This is a genomic window from Streptomyces sp. NPDC050549, from assembly GCF_040655035.1.
Classification (GTDB): domain Bacteria; phylum Actinomycetota; class Actinomycetes; order Streptomycetales; family Streptomycetaceae; genus Streptomyces.
Genome location: NZ_JBFAJD010000001.1, coordinates 358,978 through 379,195 on the forward strand (window position 1 = coordinate 358,978; position 20,218 = coordinate 379,195).

Below are 20,218 nucleotides of genomic sequence, written 5' to 3' on the forward strand. Positions count from 1 at the left end.
CCCTGCCGACGCGCATGTCGAGTTCCGTGTCCGGTTCCCAATGGCGGAGTCGGCGTGATCGCCACCGGGGTGCCCGCTTACCATGGGCCGACATCTTTATCCCGCCCACACCGGATAGGTTCTGCTGAAGATGAGCATCCACGGCACTGCTGCCCAGTTGGTCACTCTTGCCGCCGAGGGGGAGGGCGGGGGCAACCACGAGAGCCTCCAGCCGATCATCACCGGTGGCGGCGCGTTCATCGTCCTGATGCTCCTGCTGTGGATCACCACCCGCTTCAACCGCGATCGCTAGGGTCCGCCCCCGGACGGTAACGGGGCCTCCACACCGGGCCGGTAGGGTCTGCACGCATGGGAGAGCAGGACATGCCTACCGGTCCGGCGAACGACACGACGCGCGGCACGGAGAACCGAATGGTGAACGGCCCGCGCAACAACGGCCCGTCGAACCCCGGCAAGCGCCGTCTCGGCGTCATGGGCGGAACGTTCGACCCGATCCACCACGGACACCTGGTGGCGGCCAGTGAGGTCGCCGCGCAGTTCCACCTGGACGAGGTGATCTTCGTCCCGACCGGTCAGCCGTGGCAGAAGACCGACCGCAAGGTGGCGCCGGCCGAGGACCGCTACCTGATGACGGTCATCGCGACCGCCGAGAACCCCCAGTTCTCGGTGAGCCGTATCGACATCGACCGCGGCGGCCCCACCTACACCACGGACACCCTCCGCGACCTGCGCGCGCTCAACCCCGACGCGGACCTCTTCTTCATCACCGGCGCCGACGCCCTCGGTGCGATCCTGACCTGGCGGGACGCGGAGGAACTGTTCTCCCTCGCGCACTTCATCGGGGTGACCCGGCCCGGCCACACACTGACCGACCCGGGCCTCCCGGAGGGCGGTGTCTCGCTGGTCGAGGTTCCCGCGCTGGCCATCTCCTCCACAGACTGCCGTGCGAGAGTCGCCAAGGGTGATCCGGTCTGGTACCTGGTGCCCGACGGAGTCGTGCGCTATATCGACAAGCGCGAGCTGTACCGCGGCGAGTGAGCCGAGAGGGGCACCGGTGAACGACCGATACGACGCCGGGTACGGCGGCGACCAGTACGAGCTCGTCGGCTACGACGAGTACAACCAGCCTGTCTACCGGCAGGTCCCGGCCCAGCAGACCCAACAGCCCCCGCAGCAACAGCCGTACGACCCGTACGGGCAGCAGCAACAGCAGGGCTACGCCTACGACCCGTACGCCACCGGCACCCAGCAGCAGACGCCCGACTACGACACGGGCGCCCAGCAGGCCTACGACAGCCGGCAGACGCCCCAGGCCGGCTACGACCCGTACGCCACCGGGACCACGACGGCCTACGACCCCTACGGGCAGACCGCGACGGGCGGACAGCAGCCCCGGGTCGCCGAGCAGACCGCCTACATCCCGCAGCAGGCCGGCCCGGCCGAGGAGACGGAAGCCCCGAAGACCCCGGAGGCAGGTGAACGGGACTACCGCACCGAGCAGTTCGCCTTCGTGGAGGAGCCGACCGACGACTCCGAGGACGTCATCGACTGGCTGAACTTCACCGAGAACCGCACCGAGCGCCGCGAGGAGGCCAAGCGCCGCGCCCGTGGCCGCATGGTCGCCCTCGTCGTGGCCCTCGCGCTGGTCGTGTCCGGCGGGGTCGGCTACCTCTGGTATGCCGGGAAGATCCCCGGAGTCTCCTCGTCCGACTCGAAGACCGGCACCACGACGGCCGCGGGTGCCCAGAACCGCGACGTGATCGTCGTCCATCTGCACAACACCGCGAAGGGCGGCACCTCCTCGGTGCTGCTCGTCGACAACACCACCCTCAAGCAGGGCACCACCGTGCTGCTGCCCAACTCGCTCGCCCTCACGGACGACGACGGCAACACGACGACGCTGGCCAAGTCGGTCGACGACGACGGCACCTCCGGGACCGTCGACCAGCTCAACACGGTCCTCGGCACCGACATCGAGGGCACCTGGCGCCTCGACACCCCCTACCTGCAGAACCTGGTCGACCTCGTCGGCAACATCGACATCGACACCAACGCCGACGTGCCCGACCCGGCCGCCACGAAGAAGGGCGCCGCGCCCCTCGTCCACAAGGGCAAGGACCAGACCCTCAGCGGCAAGATGGCCGTCGCCTACGCCACCTACCGTGCCTCCGGCGAATCCCAGAACGCCCAGCTGGAGCGGTTCGGGCAAGTCATGCAGGGCGTGCTGCGCCAGCTGACCTCGGACCCCACGGCGGCCACCACCACCGTGCAGACACTGGCCCAGATCCTCGACCCGCCCCTCACCGACAAGGACCTCGGCACCTTCCTCGCCAAGCTCGCCGACCTCGCCAAGAGCGGCGCCTACAAGACGGCCCTGCTTCCTGTCCAGAACGACGGCACCCTGACCGCGCAGGCCTCCGCCGGCGTCGTGAAGGACGTCCTCGGCGGCACCGCGAAGAGCCCCGACGCGGGTTCGGCGGTCCGGGTCGCCGTCCAGAACGCCACCGGCGTCAAGGACGACACCGAGAAGGCCCGCGTCGTCCTCCTCAACGGCGGCTTCACCTTCCTGGAGGCCGGCACGGCGTCCGCGGCCTCGGCCAAATCCAAGATCACGTACTCCGACGCGGCCGACAAGGAGAACGCCACCGAGGTCGCCAAGACCCTGGGCCTGCCCACCAGCACCGTGACCAAGGGCACGGTCTCCGCGAACGCGGACGTCTCGGTCGTACTGGGAGAGGACTACAAACCGTCGTCGGCATCATGACGACGGTGCGGTGACTGTGTGACGGAGCGCACGCCCCGGAGGCCGGAGCCGGTGTCCGGGCCGACGTCCGGGGCGTGATCCGTCATTCACGTGGGGTGCCGTCCGCGGTCCGTGAGACCCTTGAGGTCTGTTGACCGCCGACCGAAAGCCGCGTAGTGACCGCCACTGACCGCTCCATCGAGCTCATCTCCGCCGCCGCCCAGGCGGCCGCCGACAAGCTCGCGCACGACATCATCGCCTACGACGTCAGCGATGTGCTGTCGATCACGGACGCCTTCCTGCTGGCCTCCGCTCCCAACGACCGTCAGGTCAAGTCGATCGTCGACGAGATCGAGGAGCGGCTCAGCAAGGAACTCGGCGCCAAGCCCGTCCGCCGAGAGGGCGACCGTGACGCCCGCTGGATCCTGCTCGACTACGTCGACATCGTCGTCCACGTCCAGCACAGCGAGGAGCGCGTCTTCTACGCCCTGGAGCGGCTGTGGAAGGACTGCCCCGAGCTGGACCTCCCCGCCGACGCCAAGCAGACCCGCGGCAAGGCCGCCGAGCACGCGAAGCTGCAGGCCGAGGAGGACGCCTCCGAGTTCGGGGAGGTGCGGTGAGCGCCGGAGCGGACGGCCGAAAGGCGGGCCGGGGCCGCCGCGTCATCCTCTGGCGGCACGGCCAGACCGCCTGGAACGTGGAGCGCCGCTTCCAGGGCACCACGGACGTCGAGCTCACCGAGACCGGCATCGGCCAGGCCCGCCGGGCCGCCCGGCTGCTGGCCTCGCTCAAGCCCGACGCGATCGTCGCCTCCGACCTGAAGAGGGCGGCGAACACGGCCGCCGAGCTCGCCGCCCTCACCGACCTCGACGTCACCCACGACGAGGGCCTGCGGGAGACCTACGCGGGCGTCTGGCAGGGGCTGACGCACGAGGAGATCATCGCCCGCCACGGCGATGAGTACGCCGCGTGGAAGCGCGGGGAGCCGGTGCGCCGCGGCGGCGGCGAACTGGAGACCGAGGTCGCCGACCGGGCCGCCCCCGTCGTGCTGCGGCACGCGGAGAAGCTGCCCGAGGACGGCACCCTCGTGGTGGTCAGCCACGGCGGCACGATCCGCACCACCATCGGACGGCTCCTCGGTCTGGAGTCCCCGCATTGGGAGAGTCTCGGCGGCCTCTCCAACTGCTGCTGGTCCGTGCTCGGCGAGGGCGCCCGCGGCTGGCGCCTGCTGGAACACAACGCCGGCACGCTCCCGGAACCGGTGCTCGGCGACGACGACTGAGCGGCCCTCCAGGGCCCCGACCCCGGATTTCACTTTCCGGCAGGTCGCAGGCTAAAGTTCTTCTTGTTCGCCCGCCGAGCGGGAAGAACACAAGGGGCTATAGCTCAGTTGGTAGAGCGCCTGCATGGCATGCAGGAGGTCAGGAGTTCAATTCTCCTTAGCTCCACAGTCCGACACTCTTGAGTTGTCAAGGATCGAGAGTCGTCACAGATCGAATCGATGAGATCCCACCCCTTCTGGGGTGGGATTTTTTCGTGGTTGCCAGCGCCTCCGTACGCCGCCGGGTCTCCTCGTCGGCAGGAGTGTCGCCCCGGCTCCGCCACGTCCCCGCTCTCCCGGAGCCCTCTGAAGAGCGGGCCGGCCGCCGACGGCGCGGGCTCGCCGGAGCGCACTCCGTAGGATCGCACTGCGTGTGCTGCGTCACCCGGGCATGGGTCTCGCCGTCTTCGGAGTGGTCGGTCCCACCTGGCGCAGGTGGCCGGCGGCCTGGCAGCGTGCGCTGACCCTGCTCGGGTTCGTGATCACGATGCCGTCCGTCCTGGGAGTCGGCCTGGCGTTCGAAGGCGGCGATCGCGGCGGGGCCGTACTGTACGTGGCGTACGTCGGCGTGGGGGCCGGGCTCGCGCTCGCCTTCGGTCCGACGCTGCCCCGGGCCCTGGCCACCGTGCGGCCCGAGGACGCGGCGGACGCCAGCGGTCTGCTCTCCTCGGTCGCGCAGCTGGGCCAGCTGCTCGGGTCGCGGTTTTCGGCACACTGTTCTTGAACCGGCTTGAGTCACTTGGGGCCCCGGGGGCGTATACCTCTGCGAAGGCGCTTCTGGTGTGCATGTTCGCGCTGGCGGGGACGGCCGCGGTGGGTGCCGTGTCCGGACTGGTACTAAGGCGTCGCTGACCGTATTGGTCCGGCCGTGGCAGAATCAAACGGCCGGAAGGGGGCGCGGCCCGACGGGAGGGAGTAGCGATGCCTGCGAGCATCATCGAGGAGGTCGACCACCTCTTCGATGCGGCGTTGATACGAGATACGATCACCCGCCTGAGCTGCCCTTCCTGCGGTTCCGCCCACGTGGCCCAAGTCCTCGGTGACAACGGCGGAGTTTCCTACGTGTGCACGGCCTGCGGCCACAGCTGGAGCTGATCGATGGGTGCACACAGGCGAAAGTGCGACTGGTGCGGCAGTGGGACACCGATCGTCCGTGACATGGAACCGGTGAATCCCGACTACCAGTACTGGTGCGAGGAGTGCGCGCGGGCGCTGATCATAAAAGGCGATCCGATCGAGACGTACCGCGAACTCGAGGGCGAGCCGATCTACGGCCGACTCCTCGAAGAGCACTGCACTTTGAAACGGTTCTATTCCTTCGTCACCGCTTGACTTGGGCCGGGACCCCGTGAGGAGGTCCCGGCGATCACGGTCACCGGCGGGGCGACGGAAACGATTTGGTGGTGCACCGGGTCGACCGGTAATGTTGGCGTCGCCGCCGGGGAGACCCGGTAGCACACCGCAAGGGGCTATAGCTCAGTTGGTAGAGCGCCTGCATGGCATGCAGGAGGTCAGGAGTTCAATTCTCCTTAGCTCCACAGAAGTCGAAGGCGGGTCATCCCACAGGATGACCCGCCTTCGGTGTGTCCAGGGGGAGTTGGCGCAGGTCATGGAGCGGCGGGCCGCCCCTTCTTGAGAAGAGAGCGACCCGCCGTCCGTGTGCTCAGCGTCCCAGTGCCCGCCGGCCGCGGCCCTGGGAGAGGACCGGCAGGTTGCGGGACGGGCCCTTGTCCCGGGCCGTCTCCTCCTCCAGGCGCAGGGCCAGCGCCGGGCAGCGGCGCACCGCGCGGAGCGCCTTCGCCTCCGCGTAACGCGGCACCTGGGCCTGGGCGACGGTGGGGAAGCCGTCGGCGCCGAGTTCGAAGACCTCCGGGAGGATGTCCGCGCACAGACCGTGGCCCCGGCACAGTGTCCAGTCGACGTAGATCTTCTGACGGCTGGGACCGTTGTCCTCGGGCTCCGCGCCGCTCGTGATGCCCGCGGGGAGCTGGCCGCCCTCGAAGAGCGGCAGAACGCCCTCCACGGGCCTTCCGCAGCCGTTTCCGAGGACATGGGCGGCGAGGTCGTCGGTGAACGCCTTGATGGTCGATTCCAGGAACATCGCGGAGCCGTCCGGGTGCGAGCACGCGCCGCGCCGCTTCACGGCCTTGGCGACCTGCTTCAGCGCCTCCAGGGCGGCCGGGCCGCCGCCGTTGAGGATGTCCTCCATGCCGCGCGCGGCGGCGGGCAGACCGAGGTAGCAGGGACCGCACTGTCCCGCGCTCTCGTCGGCCAGCCACTGGGCCACGCGAAGCGACTCGCCCAGGGGGCAGGTCTCCTGGGTGATCGGCATGATGGCGCCGGCGCCGAGCGCACCGCCCACCGCGTCCAGGGAGTTGCGGGAGACGATCGCCTCGTTGACCGTCGCCGCGTCTATCCACTTGCCGTGGTAACCGCCCGTCAGCACACCCTGGGGGACCGGCGGGGCGCCGGCGAGCTGCAGGACGTAGCGCAGCGGCACACCCGTGGGGACCTCCAGGACCATGGGGCGTGCGACCGCGCCGGAGACCGTGAGCATGACGGTGCCGGGCTCGTCGTAGAGACCGGTGTTGCCGTAGCGCTCGGGGCCGATGCGGGCGGCGATGGCGAGTTGGGCGAAGGTCTCGGCGTTGGAGAGCAGGGTGGGGGCGCCGCCGACGCCGTTCTGGGAGGCGCTGACCTTGCGGCCGGGCGGGATCGCCGGGCCGCCGTCGATCGAGCGGATCAGCGACGCGGCGGCACCGGTGACCATGCGGACCGGGTTGCGCTGGACGAACGCCTTCAGTGCCGAGCGGCGGGTGTTGCTCAGGCCGCGTTCGGAGAGCGCGGCCTCCATGGAGCGCTGTGTCGACTCACGGGTGACCCCCACCACGAGCGTGCGGGCACCCAGGGCCTCGGCGACCAGCAGCGCGCCGTCCAGGATGAGATGCGGGGCACGGTTGATGAGCACCGTGTCCTTGCGGCAGGCGGGTTCGTCCTCACTGCCGTTGACGACGACGACCGGCCGTACACCGCGTTTGATCGCCGCTTCGGCGACCGACCGCAGCTTTTTGTGGAAGGGGAAGCCCGCGCCGCCGCGGCCCTTCAGGTTGATCGCCTCGGAGAGCTTCGCGAGCTGCTCCCCGCCCATCGGTTCGAGCGGCCCGTGCACCTTGAGGTGCATGGGCAGGTCGAGTCTCTCGACAAGGTCGAAGCCCGACGTGAGCTGTGGAAGCCCGACGACGCGGACTTCTGGGACGTCGGGCAGGGCCTCGTTCACCTATAGCCTCCGGAAGGCATGTTCCAAGGTTCGCCCGAGCCGCCCTGCGCGTCGAAGTCGTACGAAGCGTTGGGCGTTTGATCGGTGGCGGGACCGCTGTTGTACGTGTCGCCAGAGTTGTACGTACCGGAGGCCCCGTTCGTCTCACCGGTGGGGTACACATATCCGTCGCCGTACCCGCCCGTGCCCGAATTGTTGTTGTACGTCGGGATGTTGTACCCGGTGTCCTGGAGCGGGTCGTAGGCCGACGGGGGCGCCTCGCCGACCGGCGGCGGCGACGGGACCGGCCAGGTGCCCGAGGTGCTGCCGCCGTTGTCCACGCGCGGGGCAGCCTGCGTGTTCTGCATGTCCATCGGCACGTTCATGCGCGAGGTCTGGTCGGTGACGTACGGCATCTGGCCGGTGGACTCCGGCGTGGCGGTGCGGTAGGCGGCCGCGAAACCGTTCGTGTCGGCCACCGGGGTCATGGACCTCGTCTCGTACTGGGCGGCGGGATCCACGCGCGGGATCGACCCGGTCTCGGTGAACGAGGGCTGAGCCGGCCGCCGGCTCTCACGCTTCTCGAAGCCCGGCAGCGCGGACTCGGCCACGCGGCCCCGGCTCGCGTCGAGATCGTCGAGGCCCGGCCGCTCCTCGTTGCCCAGGAGCATGGCGACCCGGTCGGCGAACTTCCGCTTGAACGAGCGGGGCGCCGAGCGCAGGGCGAGGGCCGCGGCGACCCCGACCAGGCACAGCTCGTACGAGATCATGAAGAACGGCTTCGCCGCGCGGCCCGCGAACAGGCCGTGGATCAGCGCCGCGCACCAGGCCGGGTAGGCCAGCATGTGCATCGCGCGCCAGCGGGCGGCCACCGGCGCCGGGGACGCGAACTGGTTGCGCAGGGCGCCGGTGATGCCTACGAAGATCATGAGCAGGCCGGCCAGGGAGCCGAGGCCGATGAGTCCGGCACTGCCCTTCACGCCGAGGCTGAACGGGATCAGCGCGGCGATCAGGACGGTGTGGTCGAGCGCCAGTTTGACCGTGATGTGAATCACGAGGAACGCGATCGAGCCGACGGCGGTCACCCGGTGGATGCCCTGGGCCACGATCCGCTGGCGGATGTTGAGGACGACCCGGTCCTGGGCGACGAGGCCCCAGATGACCGAGCAGGTGAGGGAGACGAGTGAGAGAACGCCCGCACCGAAGTTGAGGAAGCTCTGTACCTGGCTGCCTCCGAGCAGCACGAACACGGGTATGAAGAGCAGGACGACGAGGCTCACCACGCCATAGGCCGAACGGCCCGGCTTGGGGAGCGAACTGGTACTACGACGAGTGTTCATGGGGGCAACTCCGAGCAGTATCGGGAAAGCGGTCCCGCTGCCGAACTCTAAGTGGCTCCATACCGGTGGGTACGAGGTTTGAGTTATTGCGTTGTTATCAAACGACAATGCGCTTGCTGCGATGTCCCGTAGTGGGTGGTACGCGAAGGTAGTCCTTGAACTTGGTTCAGTGCATGCCGGTGTGGTCAGGGGTGCCAAGGGTGATACGGAAGCGCGTCGCGTTGTGCTCAAGCGCTGCGGTACCCTCATGCCATGCGTGCCGTACGCCTTCTGCTTAGCGAGCCGCGCTGATCAGTCCCGACCACCGGTGAACGGTGAGGTCGGAATCGGCGCGGCGTCCCCTCCTGTGCGAGGGGATTTTTCGTTTCTTGAATGTCGCAGCCGCTGGCAGAGACGATCGATGGAGCTTTGAGGATCATGAGCGAGACGAACCCCGCTGCCGCCGCCGAGGTGGTCGCGCCGCACCGCTACACGGCCGCCATGGCCGCGGACATCGAGGCACGCTGGCAGGACTTCTGGGACGCCGAGGGCACCTACGAGGCCCCGAACCCGAGCGGTGACCTGGCCGGCGACCCCGAACTGGCCGCCCGCCCCAAGAAGTTCATCATGGACATGTTCCCGTACCCCTCCGGTGCGGGCCTGCACGTCGGCCACCCCCTGGGCTACATCGCCACCGATGTGTTCGCCCGGTTCCAGCGGATGACCGGCCACAACGTGCTGCACACCCTGGGCTTCGACGCCTTCGGCCTGCCCGCCGAGCAGTACGCCGTGCAGACCGGCACACACCCGCGCGTGTCCACCGAGGCCAACATCGAGAACATGAAGGTCCAGCTGCGCGCGCTGGGCCTGGGCCACGACAAGCGCCGGTCGTTCGCCACGATCGACCCGGAGTATTACAAGTGGACCCAGTGGATCTTCCTGCAGATCTTCAACTCCTGGTACGACGACGAGGCCGACAAGGCCCGCCCGATCGCCGAGCTGATCGCCCAGTTCGAGTCCGGTGAGCGTGCCGTACCGGGCCACACGCGCGCGTGGCCGGACCTGACAGCCACCGAACGCGCCGACGTCCTGAGCGAGTTCCGCCTGGCCTACGCCTCCGACGCGCCCGTCAACTGGTGCCCCGGCCTGGGCACCGTGCTGGCCAACGAGGAGGTCACTGCCGACGGCCGCTCCGAGCGCGGCAACTTCCCCGTCTTCAAGGCCAAGCTGCGCCAGTGGAACATGCGCATCACCGCCTACGCCGACCGGCTGCTGTCCGACCTGGAGGAGCTGGACTGGCCCGAGGCCATCAAGCTCCAGCAGCGCAACTGGATCGGCCGCTCCGAGGGCGCCCGCGTCGACTTCGCCGTCGACGGCGAGCACATCACCGTCTTCACCACCCGCCCCGACACCCTGTTCGGCGCGAGCTACATGGTGCTGGCGCCCGAACATCCGCTGGTCGACAAGTTCACCCCGGCCACCTGGCCCGAGGGCACCCACGACGTGTGGACCGGCGGTCACGCCACCCCGGTGGAGGCCGTCGCCGCCTACCGCGCGCAGGCCGGCACCAAGTCCGACGTGGAGCGGCAGGCCGAGGCCAAGGACAAGACCGGTGTCTTCACCGGCGCGTTCGCGACCAACCCGGTCAACGGCGAGCGGATCCCGGTCTTCATCGCCGACTACGTACTGATGGGCTACGGCACCGGCGCGATCATGGCCGTCCCGGCGGGCGACCAGCGCGACTTCGACTTCGCGCGCGCCTTCGAGCTGCCGATCACCTGCATCGTCGAGCCCACCGACGGCCGCGGCACCGACACGTCGACCTGGGAGAACGCCTTCGGGTCCTACGACGCGAAGATCATCAACTCCTCGAACGACGACATCTCCCTGGACGGCCTGCCCGTCGCCGAGGCCAAGGCCCGCATCACCGAGTGGCTGGCCCGCAGGGGCATCGGCGAGGGCACCGTCAACTTCCGCCTGCGTGACTGGCTGTTCAGCCGCCAGCGCTACTGGGGCGAGCCCTTCCCGATCGTCTACGACGAGGACGGCGTCGCCCACTCGCTGCCCGAGTCGATGCTGCCCCTGGAGCTGCCGGAGGTCGAGGACTACTCGCCGCGCACCTTCGACCCGGACGACGCGAACACGTCCCCGGAGACGCCCCTGTCCCGCAACGAGGACTGGGTGAACGTCACCCTGGACCTGGGTGACGGCCGCGGCCCCCGGAAGTACCGCCGCGAGACCAACACCATGCCCAACTGGGCCGGTTCCTGCTGGTACGAACTGCGCTACCTGGACCCGCACAACGACCAGAAGCTGGTCGATCCGGCCATCGAGCAGTACTGGATGGGCCCCCGCGCGGGCATGCCGCACGGCGGCGTCGACCTGTACGTCGGCGGTGCCGAGCACGCCGTACTGCACCTGCTGTACGCGCGGTTCTGGTCCAAGGTGCTGTTCGACCTGGGGCACATCTCGTCCCCGGAGCCGTTCCACAAGCTGTTCAACCAGGGCATGATCCAGGCCTACGTCTACCGGGACGGCCGCGGCTTCCCGGTGCCGGCCGCCGAGGTCGAGGAACTGGGCGGCGAGTACTTCTACCAGGGCGAGAAGGTCTCCCGGCTGCTGGGCAAGATGGGCAAGTCCCTGAAGAACGCGGTCACTCCGGACGAGATCTGCGACGAGTACGGCGCCGACACCCTGCGCCTGTACGAGATGGCCATGGGCCCCCTGGACGTGTCCCGGCCGTGGGACACGCGCGCGGTGGTGGGCCAGTACCGGCTGCTGCAGCGGCTGTGGCGCAACGTCGTCGACGAGACGACCGGTGAGGTCACGGTCGTCGACACCGAGCCCGACGAGGAGACGCTGCGGGCCCTGCACAAGGCGATCGACGGCGTCCGTCAGGACCTGCAGGGGCTGCGCTTCAACACGGCCATCGCCAAGATCACCGAGCTGAACAACCAGCTGACCAAGGCGGGCGGCGCCGTGCCGCGCTCCGTCGCCGAGTCCCTGGTCCTGCTGATCGCGCCGCTGGCCCCGCACGTCGCCGAGGAACTGTGGCGCAAGTTGGGCCACACCGACACGGTGGTCCACCAGGACTTCCCCGTGGCCGACCCGGCGTACGTCGTGGACGAGAGCGTGACCTGCGTCGTGCAGATCAAGGGCAAGGTCAAGGCGCGCCTGGAGGTTCCTCCGACGATCTCCGACGCCGAGCTGGAGAAGGTCGCGCTGGCCGACGAGAAGGTCGTCGCCGCGCTGGACGGCGCGGGCATCCGCAAGGTCATCGTGCGGGCGCCGAAGCTGGTCAACATCGTTCCGGCGTAGTTTCGACGCGACGGGGCGGGTGCCTCGGGGTAGTCCCCTACGGGCAGGTTCGGGGTTCTTTTGGAACTCCGGATCTGCCCGTTGCGTTTACCGTTGAAGAGCGGCGCGGTGTGTGCCGCCCCGAGCCGGTGGAGGAGCGTTGGAAGCCGTGATCGTAGTCTTCGCCCTTCTCTTCCTGCTGTTCGTGGTCGCAGGAGGCTATGCGGCGGTCAAGGCGATCGGCGCGGCCAAGCGTGGCGTCGACCGCACGGTCGCGCAGGCCCGGCGCACGGTCGAGGACCACACCCTGCGCGCCAAGTCCCTTGCCCAGCCCGGTCCGCAGGGGCAGGTGGCCCAACTGCGGCTAGCGCTGCGCACATCGATGCGTGCGACCCAGGACGCGCTGCGCGCGGGGGTGCCCGAGGACGAGTCGCTCAAGGAGTCCCTCGGTCTCTTCGAGCGGCTCAGCGCCCACGGCCGTGAACTCGACGGCGAACTCAAACGCCTGGAGTCCGAGCCGGACCGCAGAATGCTCGCCGAGCGGCTGCCCAGCCTGCGCGAGCGCACCGAGCGCATCACGAAATCGGCCGACTCGCTGCGCTGGGCCGCCCGCGACCGCGCCGGCCGCTTCGCGGAGGACGACCTCGACGCGCTGAGCGCCCAGATAGACGTGGAGGCGGGAGCCCTGCGGCACTGGACGAAGTCGGAGCACGCGCCACCCCCGTGGCCCGACGCCCCGGCCGCCGACGCCGCGACGGCCCACCAGACATGGCCGGAGACCCCGCGTTCCCGCCCCGCCCCCGAGGAGCCCGCCCCCTCGGCCATCACCCCGCCGGCACGCCGTCCCAGCTACCCCTGGCAGAAGAAACCCCGCCCCGAGAGCACCACTTGACCCGGCGGCACGGCCCGAGCGCGCGACACGGTGTGATCCGGCCGGTTCCGGCCCAGGTGAAAGGGGTCGGGCTGCCGTCCGGCCGCTACGGCAGGTAACCTCCAGCTCATGTCCCGCCATGTCGCGATCGTCACCGATTCAACGGCCTACCTGCCGCCGCTGACGATGGAGCGCCACGGCATCACAGCGGTGCCGCTCACCGTGGTCCTCGGCGACCGGGCATTCGAGGAGGGCACCGAGATCTCCACCCGCTCGCTGGCCCTGGCCCTGCAGAAGCGGCGCCCGGTCACCACCTCGCGGCCCAGTCCCCAGCTCTTCGCGGAGACCTACCGCAGGGTCGCCGAGTCCGGTGCCACCGGCATTGTCTCCCTCCACCTCTCCGCCGAACTCTCGGGCACCTACGACGCGGCGGTCCTCGCGGCCCGCGAGGCGCCGGTGCCGGTGCGGGTCGTGGACACCGGCATGATCGCGATGGCGCTCGGCTTCTGCGCGCTCTCCGCGGCCGAGACTGCGGAGGCGGGCGGCACGGTCGACGAGGCGGTGACGGCCGCGGAGAAGCGGGCCGCGGGCACGTCCGCCTACTTCTACGTCGACACCCTCGACTATCTGCGCCGGGGCGGCCGTATCGGCGCGGCGCAGGCCCTGCTGGGCTCCGCGCTCGCCGTGAAGCCGCTGCTCCAGCTGGAGGGCGGGCGCATCGAACCCCTGGAGAAGGTCCGGACGGCGTCGAAGGCGATCGCCCGCCTGGAGGAGATCGTGGCCGACCGGGCGGGCAGTGCGCAGGTCGACATCGCCGTCCACCATCTCTCCGCGCCCGAGCGCGCGGAGGCCCTCGCGGAGCGCCTCCGGGTGCGGGTGCCCGGACTGGCCGACCTCCATGTGAGCGAGGTCGGGGCGGTGATCGGGGCGCACACCGGGCCCGGGTTGTTGGGGGCCGTGGTGTCCCCGCGATGACGGTGGCCGCTTGTGGCGTTCGGGGTGTTCGTCGGGGCCGGTAATCCGCAGGGCTGGTAACTCGTGTGGGTGACAGAGTTATCCACAACTGGGCGGGTTTCCTCGGGAATTGACCAAGATCATCGCGAAGTGGCGAGATGCCCGATCCTCGGCGCATGGCACTTCGATCACGCTCACACACAGCGACCGCGACCAGCGGCCCGGGCCGCGCCCCGTCCTCGGACGGCCGCACCCGCCATCGCCGCGCGCCCGTCCGAGGCCGGGCCCACCGCCAGGCTTCGGCGGACGAACTCCGGCGACGCGCGGAACTCCTTTTCGCCGAACGAGCGGGGGAACGGCGGGAGTTGGGGCACGGGCCGCCGGGTGGGGAACGGGGAGTGGAGGTGGAGGCCCGGGCGGCCGGGGCGACGGCCCGGATGGCAGCGCCGGTGGGTGCCGGGCCGGCGTCCGACGTCCCGTACGGCGGAGGGTCCGAAGGGGCCGCGGTGTCTGTGGGGCGCGCGATGCCTGCGGGGCGTGCAAGGGCCGGGGACGTCGGAGACCTCGGCGGTGTTGGGGATGCCGGAGCTGCAGGGGTTGCCGGAGATTTCGGCGATGTCGGGGACGGCCGCGCCGTAGGGGACTGGCGCGATCGGGCCGGATCGGCTCTGCGGGAGCGGATGCCGGTCTGGGTGCAGACGCGGTGCGGGCTGGAGTGGCGGAGCGTGGTCGCGCTCGGTGTGCTGTTTGTGCTGGCCGCGGTCCTCGCCGTGCAGTACTTCTGGGTCGGCCGGACCCAGCCCGTGCGGGCCCCGGAGGTGGTGAGGGCGGTGGCTCCATACGGGACAGGGGGCCAAGGCGGGGGCGGCAGCACGGGCAAAGGGGCCGAATCACGTAGCTCGGCCGGAGCACGGGGCGCACCGAGTGCCGCCGGCGCCGAGATCGTCGTGGACGTCAGCGGCAAGGTCCGGAAACCCGGGGTCCATCGGCTCCCGGCCGGTTCGCGGGTGACGGACGCGCTCCGGGCGGCGGGTGGGGCGCGTTCCGGCACGAACACCGAGGGGCTCAACCTCGCCAGGTTCCTTGTGGATGGCGAGCAGATCGTCGTCGGGGGGCCGGCGCCCGCCGCGGTGCCTGGTGCGGCGGGTTCGACGGGCACCGGCGCGGTGGCCGCTCCAGGGACTCCGGTCTCCCTCAACACGGCCACTGCCGACCAGCTCAACACCCTGCCGGGGGTCGGCCCCGTGCTGGCCCAGCACATCATCGACTACCGCACCCAGCACGGCGGTTTCCGCTCGGTGGACGAACTGCGCCAGGTCAACGGCATCGGCGACCGCCGCTTCGCCGATCTGCGGGATCTGGTACGGCCATGACCCACGTCCACGACGACACGTCCCGTTCTGCCGTGCATGCCTCCTCCGGGAACCGGCGAGGTGCCGCACACCCCCACCAGGAAGGTCCGACAGACCTACGGCTCGTACCGCCCGCGCTCGCCGCCTGGGCGACAGCCGCGCTGGCGCTGGACGTGTCACCGGCCTGGGTCACCGGTGTCACGGTCGCTGCCCTGGTGGCGGGGCTCGCGCTCCTGCTGGCGCGACGGCGAGGCGGGGTGGGCGGCAGCCGTGCTTCCTCCACCTGGCCCCGTGTCTCGATCGCCGCCCTGCTCCTCTCCATCGCGGCAGCCGCCGCCTCCGCCGGGTTGCACGGGGCGGATCTGCGCCGTGGCCCGGTGCCGAAGCTGGCGCGGGAGTACGCGGCCGTGACCGCGGAGGTGGAGGTCGGTTCCGATCCACGGTTGACCAGGCCCCGGATCAGCGGGGATCACGCGGCTCCGGTCTCCGTGCTGATCGAGGCCGAGGTACGACGGGTGGAGCAGACGGACGGGACGGTCGTGGAGACACGGGCGCCGGTGCTGTTGATCGTCGATCCGGACTCCTCCGCCGGGGGCGCCAGGGGTGTCGAGGGCGCTGCCGGCCCGGAGCGTTCGCCCTGGCTGGGGCTGCTGCCGTCCACACGGGTGCGGGTGACCGCGCGGCTGGCGCCCTCTCTGACCAGCGGGGACCGGGTCGCTGCCGTGCTGCGGGTGCGGAACCAGCCGGTGCCGGAGGTGGTGGGGAAGCCGTCCGGAGCCCAGCAATTCGCGGGGCGGTTGCGGGCCGGGCTGCGTGAGGCCACCGACGGCCTGCCTGTGGATGCGCGGGCGCTGCTGCCGGGGCTGGTCGTCGGCGACACCGCGCGCATCACACCCGAGTTGGACGAGGCCTTCAAGGAGACGGACCTCGCACACACCCTCGCCGTCTCCGGAAGCAACCTGACCATCCTGCTCGCCCTCCTCATCGGACCGCCCGGCCTCGCCCAACGCGTCGAACGCCGAGGCCTGGCACCCCGCCTGGGGATCTCGCTCCGGGCGACCGCGTTGCTCGGCGGGGTACTCACACTCGGGTTCGTCGTCGTGTGCCGGCCCGACCCGAGCGTGTTGCGTGCCGCGGCCTGCGGTGCGGTCGCGCTGCTCGCCCTCGCGACCGGGCGCCGCAGATCACTGATCCCGGCGCTGGCGACAGCCGTGCTGCTCCTGGTGCTGTACGACCCGTGGCTGGCCCGCAGTTACGGCTTCCTGCTCTCCGTGCTGGCCACCGGAGCCCTGCTCACCCTCGCGCCACGCTGGTGCGAGACGCTGCGGCGGCACCGGGTTCCTCCGCGACTGGCCGAGGCGGTGGCCGCCGCTGCCGCCGCGCAGGCTCTGTGCGCGCCGGTCGTGGCCGTGCTGTCGGCGCGGGTCAGCCTGGTGGCGGTGCCGTGCAACCTGCTCGCGGAGGTCGCCGTCGCACCGGCCACGGTGCTGGGCTTCGCGGCGCTGGCGGCGGCACCGGTGGCGATGCCGGTGGCCAAGGTCCTTGCGTGGGGCGCGAGTTGGCCCGCCGGGTGGATCGCGGACGTGGCCCGGACGGGCGCGGCGCTGCCCGGTGGGGGAGTGGACTGGCCGGGCAGTTGGACGGGGGCGCTGCTGCTCGCCTTAGCCGTCGCGGTCCTAGCGCTGGTCGGCCGACGGCTGCTGAGGCATCCCTGGCTGTGCGGTGTCTGCGGACTGCTGCTCCTGCTGGTCGTGGTCGAGCCGGCGCCGCTCACCCGGGTGATCACGGGATGGCCGCCGCCGGGCTGGCGGTTCGCGATGTGCGACGTCGGACAGGGGGACGCGACGGTGCTCGCGGCGGGCCAGGGCGCCGGCGTGGTCGTGGACGCCGGACCCGATCCGAAGCTGGTCGACCAGTGTCTGCGCACACTCGGCATCACCAGGATTCCACTGGTCGTCCTGACCCACTTCCACGCCGACCACGTCGCCGGACTGCCCGGGGTGCTGCGCGGCCGCTCGGTGGGCGCGATCGAGACGACGTCCTTCGAAGAGCCCGCGGACCAGGCCGAGTTCGTACGGAGATCGGCAGCGGAACGGCACATCCCGATCACCCGGGCCGTCGCCGGGGAACAGCGACGCTCCGGTCCGCTCTCCTGGCAGGTGCTGTGGCCGCCACCGGAACCGGAACCGGACCAGGACGGCCCGAACGACGCGAGTGTCACACTGCTCGTCCGGACGGCCGGGCTGCGACTGCTGCTGCTGGGGGACCTCGAACCCCCGGCCCAGCAGGAGCTGTTGAGGTCACCGGCGGCGGCACTGCTGGGAGGTGTGGACGTCCTCAAGGTCGCCCATCACGGTTCCGCCTACCAGGATCCGGACCTGATACGCAGGATTGCTCCACGGCTGGCGCTGATCTCTTGCGGGGAGGACAACCCCTACGGACACCCGTCCCCCAGCACGGTCGCGGCGCTGCGCGCGATGGGCGCGGTAGTCCTGCGGACGGACCTGGACGGGGCCCTGGCGGTGGGAGGCGAGGGGGCCGGACTGCGGGTCACACGGGACTGAGGGCGGCGGGCGGCGGGGCCGGGGAGGGAGGGGGAGGGGGAGGGGGGAGGGGGCCTCCCCGGCGTCGAGCCGCGGTCGGCGTGAGACTGGTGGCATGAATCCCGCACAGGTTGATGCCTACCTCCGCCGATTGGGAGTTCCGCGCCCGGCGCTGCCCACCGTCGATGTTCTGCGCGAGCTGCACCTGCGCCATCTGCAGACCGTGCCCTTCGAGAATCTGTCGATTCATCTGGGAGAGGAGATCGTGCTGGAGGAGAAGCGGCTCCTGGACAAGGTCGTGGGCGCGGGCAGAGGCGGCTTCTGCTACGAACTGAACGGACTGTTCGGCGCGTTGCTCGCAGCGCTGGGATTCGAGGTCGCGCTGCTGTCGGCGCGGGTGTACGGGGACGGCGGGCGGCTGGGAATCCCGTACGACCATCTCGCGCTGCGGGTGCGGACGGTGGACGGGAGTGTGTGGCTGGCCGACGTGGGGTTCGGGACGCACAGCCACTATCCCCTGGCCTTCGAGGAACGGGGTGAACAGGCGGACCCCGGCGGCATGTTCAGGATCGCCGAGTCCGCGAACTCCGGGGACCTGCCGGACCTGCAAGGCCTCGCGGACCTGCCGGACCTGCAAGGCCTCGCGGACCTGCCGGACCCGCAAGGCCTCGCGGACCTGCCGGACCCGCAAGGCCTCGCGGCCCTGACGGACCTGGACGTCGTCCGGAACGGCAAACCCGAGTACCGGTTGGAGACGCGGTCCCGGGTGCTCGGTGACTTCGTGGCCGCGGCGTGGTGGCAGACCACTTCACCGGCGTCGCATTTCACCCGGTCCCTGGTCTGCTCGCGGCTCACGGACGACGGAGGGAGGATCACGCTCAGCGGTCGTGGCCTGACGGTGACGGCGGCGGACGGGACCCGGGACGTGCGTGAACTGGCAACGGACGAGGAGGTGTTGGCGGTGTACCGGGAGCGGTTCGGGATCGAGCTGGAGGAGGTGCCGACGGTGCGCACGCCCGCGTAGCCGTGGGTGGGTGCGCGCGAGCCCGCGGCCGTACCGGAAAATGTCCCCGTGAGCGATGTGAGACATGTGCTGGTGCTGCCCGACCGCGACGCGGCCGAGGAGGCGGCGGAGGCGCTCGGGGAGCGGTTCGCCCTCGACGAGGAACCGCAGTTGGTGCGGGACGCGCTGGCCGGCGAGGACGACGCCGAGGACGCGCAGTGGCTGCTCGTACTGCGGGACGAGCGCGGACGGCTCGACGCCTGTGAGCTGGACGCGTTCGCGGGGGAGTGGGACGGCTGGCGCGAGGAGCCGTGACACCCGCGAACCCACCCCGCTTCACTCACCCCGACCGGCACCCGCCCCGCGTTGTCAGTGCCGCGTGCGATGCTTTGCGAGATGGCCAAGAACACTGCGAATGACGACCCTCTCGCCCCGGTGACCCTTGCCGTGGGCCAGGAGGACCTCCTGCTCGACCGTGCCGTGCAGGAGGTGGTGGCCGCCGCCAGGGCCGCCGACGCCGACACGGACGTACGTGACCTGACCTCGGACCAGCTGCAGCCCGGCACACTCGCCGAGTTGACCAGCCCGTCGCTCTTCGCCGAGCGCAAGGTCGTGGTCGTACGCAACGCGCAGGATCTGTCCGCCGACACGATCAAGGACGTGAAGGGGTATCTCGGGGCGCCCGCCGAGGAGATCACCCTGGTGCTGCTGCACGCGGGCGGGGTCAAGGGCAAAGGGCTGCTCGATGCCGCGCGCAAGGCGGGTGCGCGGGAGGTGGCCTGTCCCAAGATGACGAAGCCGGCGGACCGGCTGGCCTTTGTGCGGAGCGAGTTCCGGGCGACCGGGAGATCGGCCACGCCGGAGGCCTGCCAGGCGCTCGTCGACTCCATCGGCAGCGATCTGCGGGAGCTTGCGTCAGCTGTCTCCCAGTTGGTCGCCGACGTCGAGGGGACCATCGACGAGGCGATCGTCGGGCGGTACTACACGGGGCGGGCCGAGGCGTCGAGCTTCACGGTCGCGGACCGGGCCGTGGAGGGGCGCGCGGCGGAGGCGCTGGAGGCGCTGCGGTGGTCGCTGTCCACCGGAGTGGCGCCGGTGCTGATCACCAGCGCGCTGGCGCAGGGGGTGCGGGCGATCGGGAAGCTGTCGTCCGCGCGGGGCGGGCGGCCGGCGGATCTGGCGCGTGAGCTGGGGATGCCGCCGTGGAAGATCGACCGGGTGCGGCAGCAGATGCGGGGCTGGACACCGGACGCGGTCTCCGTCGCGCTGCGGGCGGTGGCCGAGGCGGACGCGGGGGTGAAGGGCGGTGGGGACGATCCGGAGTACGCGTTGGAGAAGGCGGTCGTCACGATCGCCCGGGCCGCTCGGTCCCGGGGACAGTCCTGACCTCCTGCCCGGCAAACGGGCAGGTGCCGGGGACAGGCCCGAGACCCTGCCGTCAGTCAGAGGCAGGCGAGAGGCAGGCCAGGGGCGGGCTCCAAAGCGCCCGGCCGGGGATACAGCAATGCCCCCGAAGTGGGTCCGGGGGCACTGTACGTGGCGTGGCGACCACGATGTCT

The 20,218-nt window shown here is 70.6% G+C and carries 17 protein-coding genes, 2 tRNA genes and 1 pseudogene; 18 read left to right on the forward strand and 2 right to left on the reverse strand.

Annotated elements, in window-relative coordinates; translation table 11 throughout:
• The first annotated feature begins 130 nt into the window (after positions 1 to 130).
• The 10 genes and pseudogenes from AB0I51_RS01610 (at position 131) to AB0I51_RS01655 (ending at position 5,602) form a co-directional block, all read left to right on the forward strand.
• On the forward strand, positions 131 to 292 hold the full coding sequence (locus AB0I51_RS01610; protein WP_033285922.1) for a hypothetical protein: 162 nt from the start codon (positions 131 to 133) through the stop codon (positions 290 to 292).
• A 56-nt stretch (positions 293 to 348) separates the two neighbouring features.
• Entirely contained in the window at positions 349 to 1,038 is a 690-nt protein-coding gene (gene nadD, locus AB0I51_RS01615; RefSeq protein ID WP_362970267.1) for a nicotinate-nucleotide adenylyltransferase, read from the forward strand.
• 16 nt (positions 1,039 to 1,054) lie between these two features.
• A complete protein-coding gene (locus tag AB0I51_RS01620; protein WP_362970269.1) occupies positions 1,055 to 2,764 on the forward strand; it encodes an LCP family protein in 1,710 nt (569 codons plus the stop codon).
• Between the two features lie 155 nt (positions 2,765 to 2,919).
• Entirely contained in the window at positions 2,920 to 3,363 is a 444-nt protein-coding gene (gene rsfS / locus AB0I51_RS01625) for a ribosome silencing factor (RefSeq protein WP_093626661.1), read from the forward strand.
• On the forward strand, positions 3,360 to 4,025 hold the full coding sequence (locus AB0I51_RS01630) for a histidine phosphatase family protein (RefSeq protein WP_362970271.1): 666 nt from the start codon (positions 3,360 to 3,362) through the stop codon (positions 4,023 to 4,025). Before rsfS ends, AB0I51_RS01630 begins: the two co-directional genes overlap by 4 nt.
• 93 nt (positions 4,026 to 4,118) lie before the next feature.
• Positions 4,119 to 4,191 (forward strand) — tRNA-Ala (locus tag AB0I51_RS01635).
• Positions 4,192 to 4,425: 234 nt separating this feature from the next.
• A pseudogene (locus AB0I51_RS01640) lies at positions 4,426 to 4,916 on the forward strand (MFS transporter); the annotation flags it as partial.
• A 69-nt stretch (positions 4,917 to 4,985) separates the two neighbouring features.
• On the forward strand, positions 4,986 to 5,159 hold the full coding sequence (locus AB0I51_RS01645; RefSeq protein WP_019063265.1) for a hypothetical protein: 174 nt from the start codon (positions 4,986 to 4,988) through the stop codon (positions 5,157 to 5,159).
• A gap of 3 nt (positions 5,160 to 5,162) precedes the next feature.
• On the forward strand, positions 5,163 to 5,396 hold the full coding sequence (locus tag AB0I51_RS01650) for a hypothetical protein (RefSeq protein ID WP_003976229.1): 234 nt from the start codon (positions 5,163 to 5,165) through the stop codon (positions 5,394 to 5,396).
• A gap of 133 nt (positions 5,397 to 5,529) precedes the next feature.
• Positions 5,530 to 5,602: transfer RNA gene (locus AB0I51_RS01655), tRNA-Ala, on the forward strand.
• Between the two features lie 125 nt (positions 5,603 to 5,727).
• Here the strand turns inward: AB0I51_RS01655 and AB0I51_RS01660 are convergent.
• Positions 5,728 to 7,341 carry an NADH-ubiquinone oxidoreductase-F iron-sulfur binding region domain-containing protein gene (locus AB0I51_RS01660; RefSeq protein ID WP_362970273.1) on the reverse strand — a complete coding sequence of 538 codons (1,614 nt, stop codon included), beginning with the start codon at positions 7,339 to 7,341 and terminating at the stop codon, positions 5,728 to 5,730.
• On the reverse strand, positions 7,338 to 8,660 hold the full coding sequence (locus AB0I51_RS01665; RefSeq protein ID WP_362970275.1) for a cytochrome b/b6 domain-containing protein: 1,323 nt from the start codon (positions 8,658 to 8,660) through the stop codon (positions 7,338 to 7,340). Before AB0I51_RS01665 ends, AB0I51_RS01660 begins: the two co-directional genes overlap by 4 nt.
• 417 nt (positions 8,661 to 9,077) lie before the next feature.
• Between AB0I51_RS01665 and leuS the strand changes: the two genes are divergently transcribed.
• The 8 genes from leuS to holA all read left to right on the forward strand — a co-directional run bounded on the left by leuS (position 9,078) and on the right by holA (position 20,045).
• Entirely contained in the window at positions 9,078 to 11,957 is a 2,880-nt protein-coding gene (gene leuS / locus AB0I51_RS01670) for a leucine--tRNA ligase (protein ID WP_362970277.1), read from the forward strand.
• Positions 11,958 to 12,096: 139 nt separating this feature from the next.
• Positions 12,097 to 12,828: a hypothetical protein gene (locus AB0I51_RS01675; RefSeq protein ID WP_362970279.1), complete on the forward strand. Its 732-nt coding sequence runs from the start codon at positions 12,097 to 12,099 to the stop codon at positions 12,826 to 12,828.
• A gap of 108 nt (positions 12,829 to 12,936) precedes the next feature.
• Positions 12,937 to 13,782, forward strand: coding sequence for a DegV family protein (locus AB0I51_RS01680; protein WP_362970281.1), 846 nt, complete (start codon positions 12,937 to 12,939; stop codon positions 13,780 to 13,782).
• Between the two features lie 155 nt (positions 13,783 to 13,937).
• A complete protein-coding gene (locus tag AB0I51_RS01685; RefSeq protein ID WP_362970283.1) occupies positions 13,938 to 15,134 on the forward strand; it encodes a ComEA family DNA-binding protein in 1,197 nt (398 codons plus the stop codon).
• Positions 15,131 to 17,677, forward strand: a complete 2,547-nt coding sequence (locus AB0I51_RS01690) for a ComEC/Rec2 family competence protein (RefSeq protein WP_362970285.1) — start codon at positions 15,131 to 15,133, stop codon at positions 17,675 to 17,677. Before AB0I51_RS01685 ends, AB0I51_RS01690 begins: the two co-directional genes overlap by 4 nt.
• 94 nt (positions 17,678 to 17,771) lie before the next feature.
• A complete protein-coding gene (locus AB0I51_RS01695) occupies positions 17,772 to 18,680 on the forward strand; it encodes an arylamine N-acetyltransferase (protein WP_362970287.1) in 909 nt (302 codons plus the stop codon).
• A 48-nt stretch (positions 18,681 to 18,728) separates the two neighbouring features.
• Positions 18,729 to 18,974, forward strand: a complete 246-nt coding sequence (locus AB0I51_RS01700) for a hypothetical protein (RefSeq protein ID WP_362970289.1) — start codon at positions 18,729 to 18,731, stop codon at positions 18,972 to 18,974.
• Positions 18,975 to 19,055: 81 nt separating this feature from the next.
• Positions 19,056 to 20,045, forward strand: a complete 990-nt coding sequence (gene holA / locus AB0I51_RS01705) for a DNA polymerase III subunit delta (protein WP_362970291.1) — start codon at positions 19,056 to 19,058, stop codon at positions 20,043 to 20,045.
• The last annotated feature ends 173 nt before the right edge of the window (positions 20,046 to 20,218 follow it).

Coding starts and splice junctions, on each gene's coding strand:
- AB0I51_RS01610 (WP_033285922.1), top strand. CDS start 131: ATGAGCATCCACGGCACTGCTGCCCAGTTGGTCACTCTTGCCGCCGAG.
- nadD (WP_362970267.1), top strand. CDS start 349: ATGGGAGAGCAGGACATGCCTACCGGTCCGGCGAACGACACGACGCGC.
- AB0I51_RS01645 (WP_019063265.1), top strand. CDS start 4,986: ATGCCTGCGAGCATCATCGAGGAGGTCGACCACCTCTTCGATGCGGCG.
- AB0I51_RS01650 (WP_003976229.1), top strand. CDS start 5,163: ATGGGTGCACACAGGCGAAAGTGCGACTGGTGCGGCAGTGGGACACCG.
- AB0I51_RS01665 (WP_362970275.1), bottom strand. CDS start 8,660: ATGAACACTCGTCGTAGTACCAGTTCGCTCCCCAAGCCGGGCCGTTCG.
- leuS (WP_362970277.1), top strand. CDS start 9,078: ATGAGCGAGACGAACCCCGCTGCCGCCGCCGAGGTGGTCGCGCCGCAC.
- AB0I51_RS01680 (WP_362970281.1), top strand. CDS start 12,937: ATGTCCCGCCATGTCGCGATCGTCACCGATTCAACGGCCTACCTGCCG.
- AB0I51_RS01685 (WP_362970283.1), top strand. CDS start 13,938: ATGGCACTTCGATCACGCTCACACACAGCGACCGCGACCAGCGGCCCG.
- AB0I51_RS01690 (WP_362970285.1), top strand. CDS start 15,131: ATGACCCACGTCCACGACGACACGTCCCGTTCTGCCGTGCATGCCTCC.
- AB0I51_RS01695 (WP_362970287.1), top strand. CDS start 17,772: ATGAATCCCGCACAGGTTGATGCCTACCTCCGCCGATTGGGAGTTCCG.
- holA (WP_362970291.1), top strand. CDS start 19,056: ATGGCCAAGAACACTGCGAATGACGACCCTCTCGCCCCGGTGACCCTT.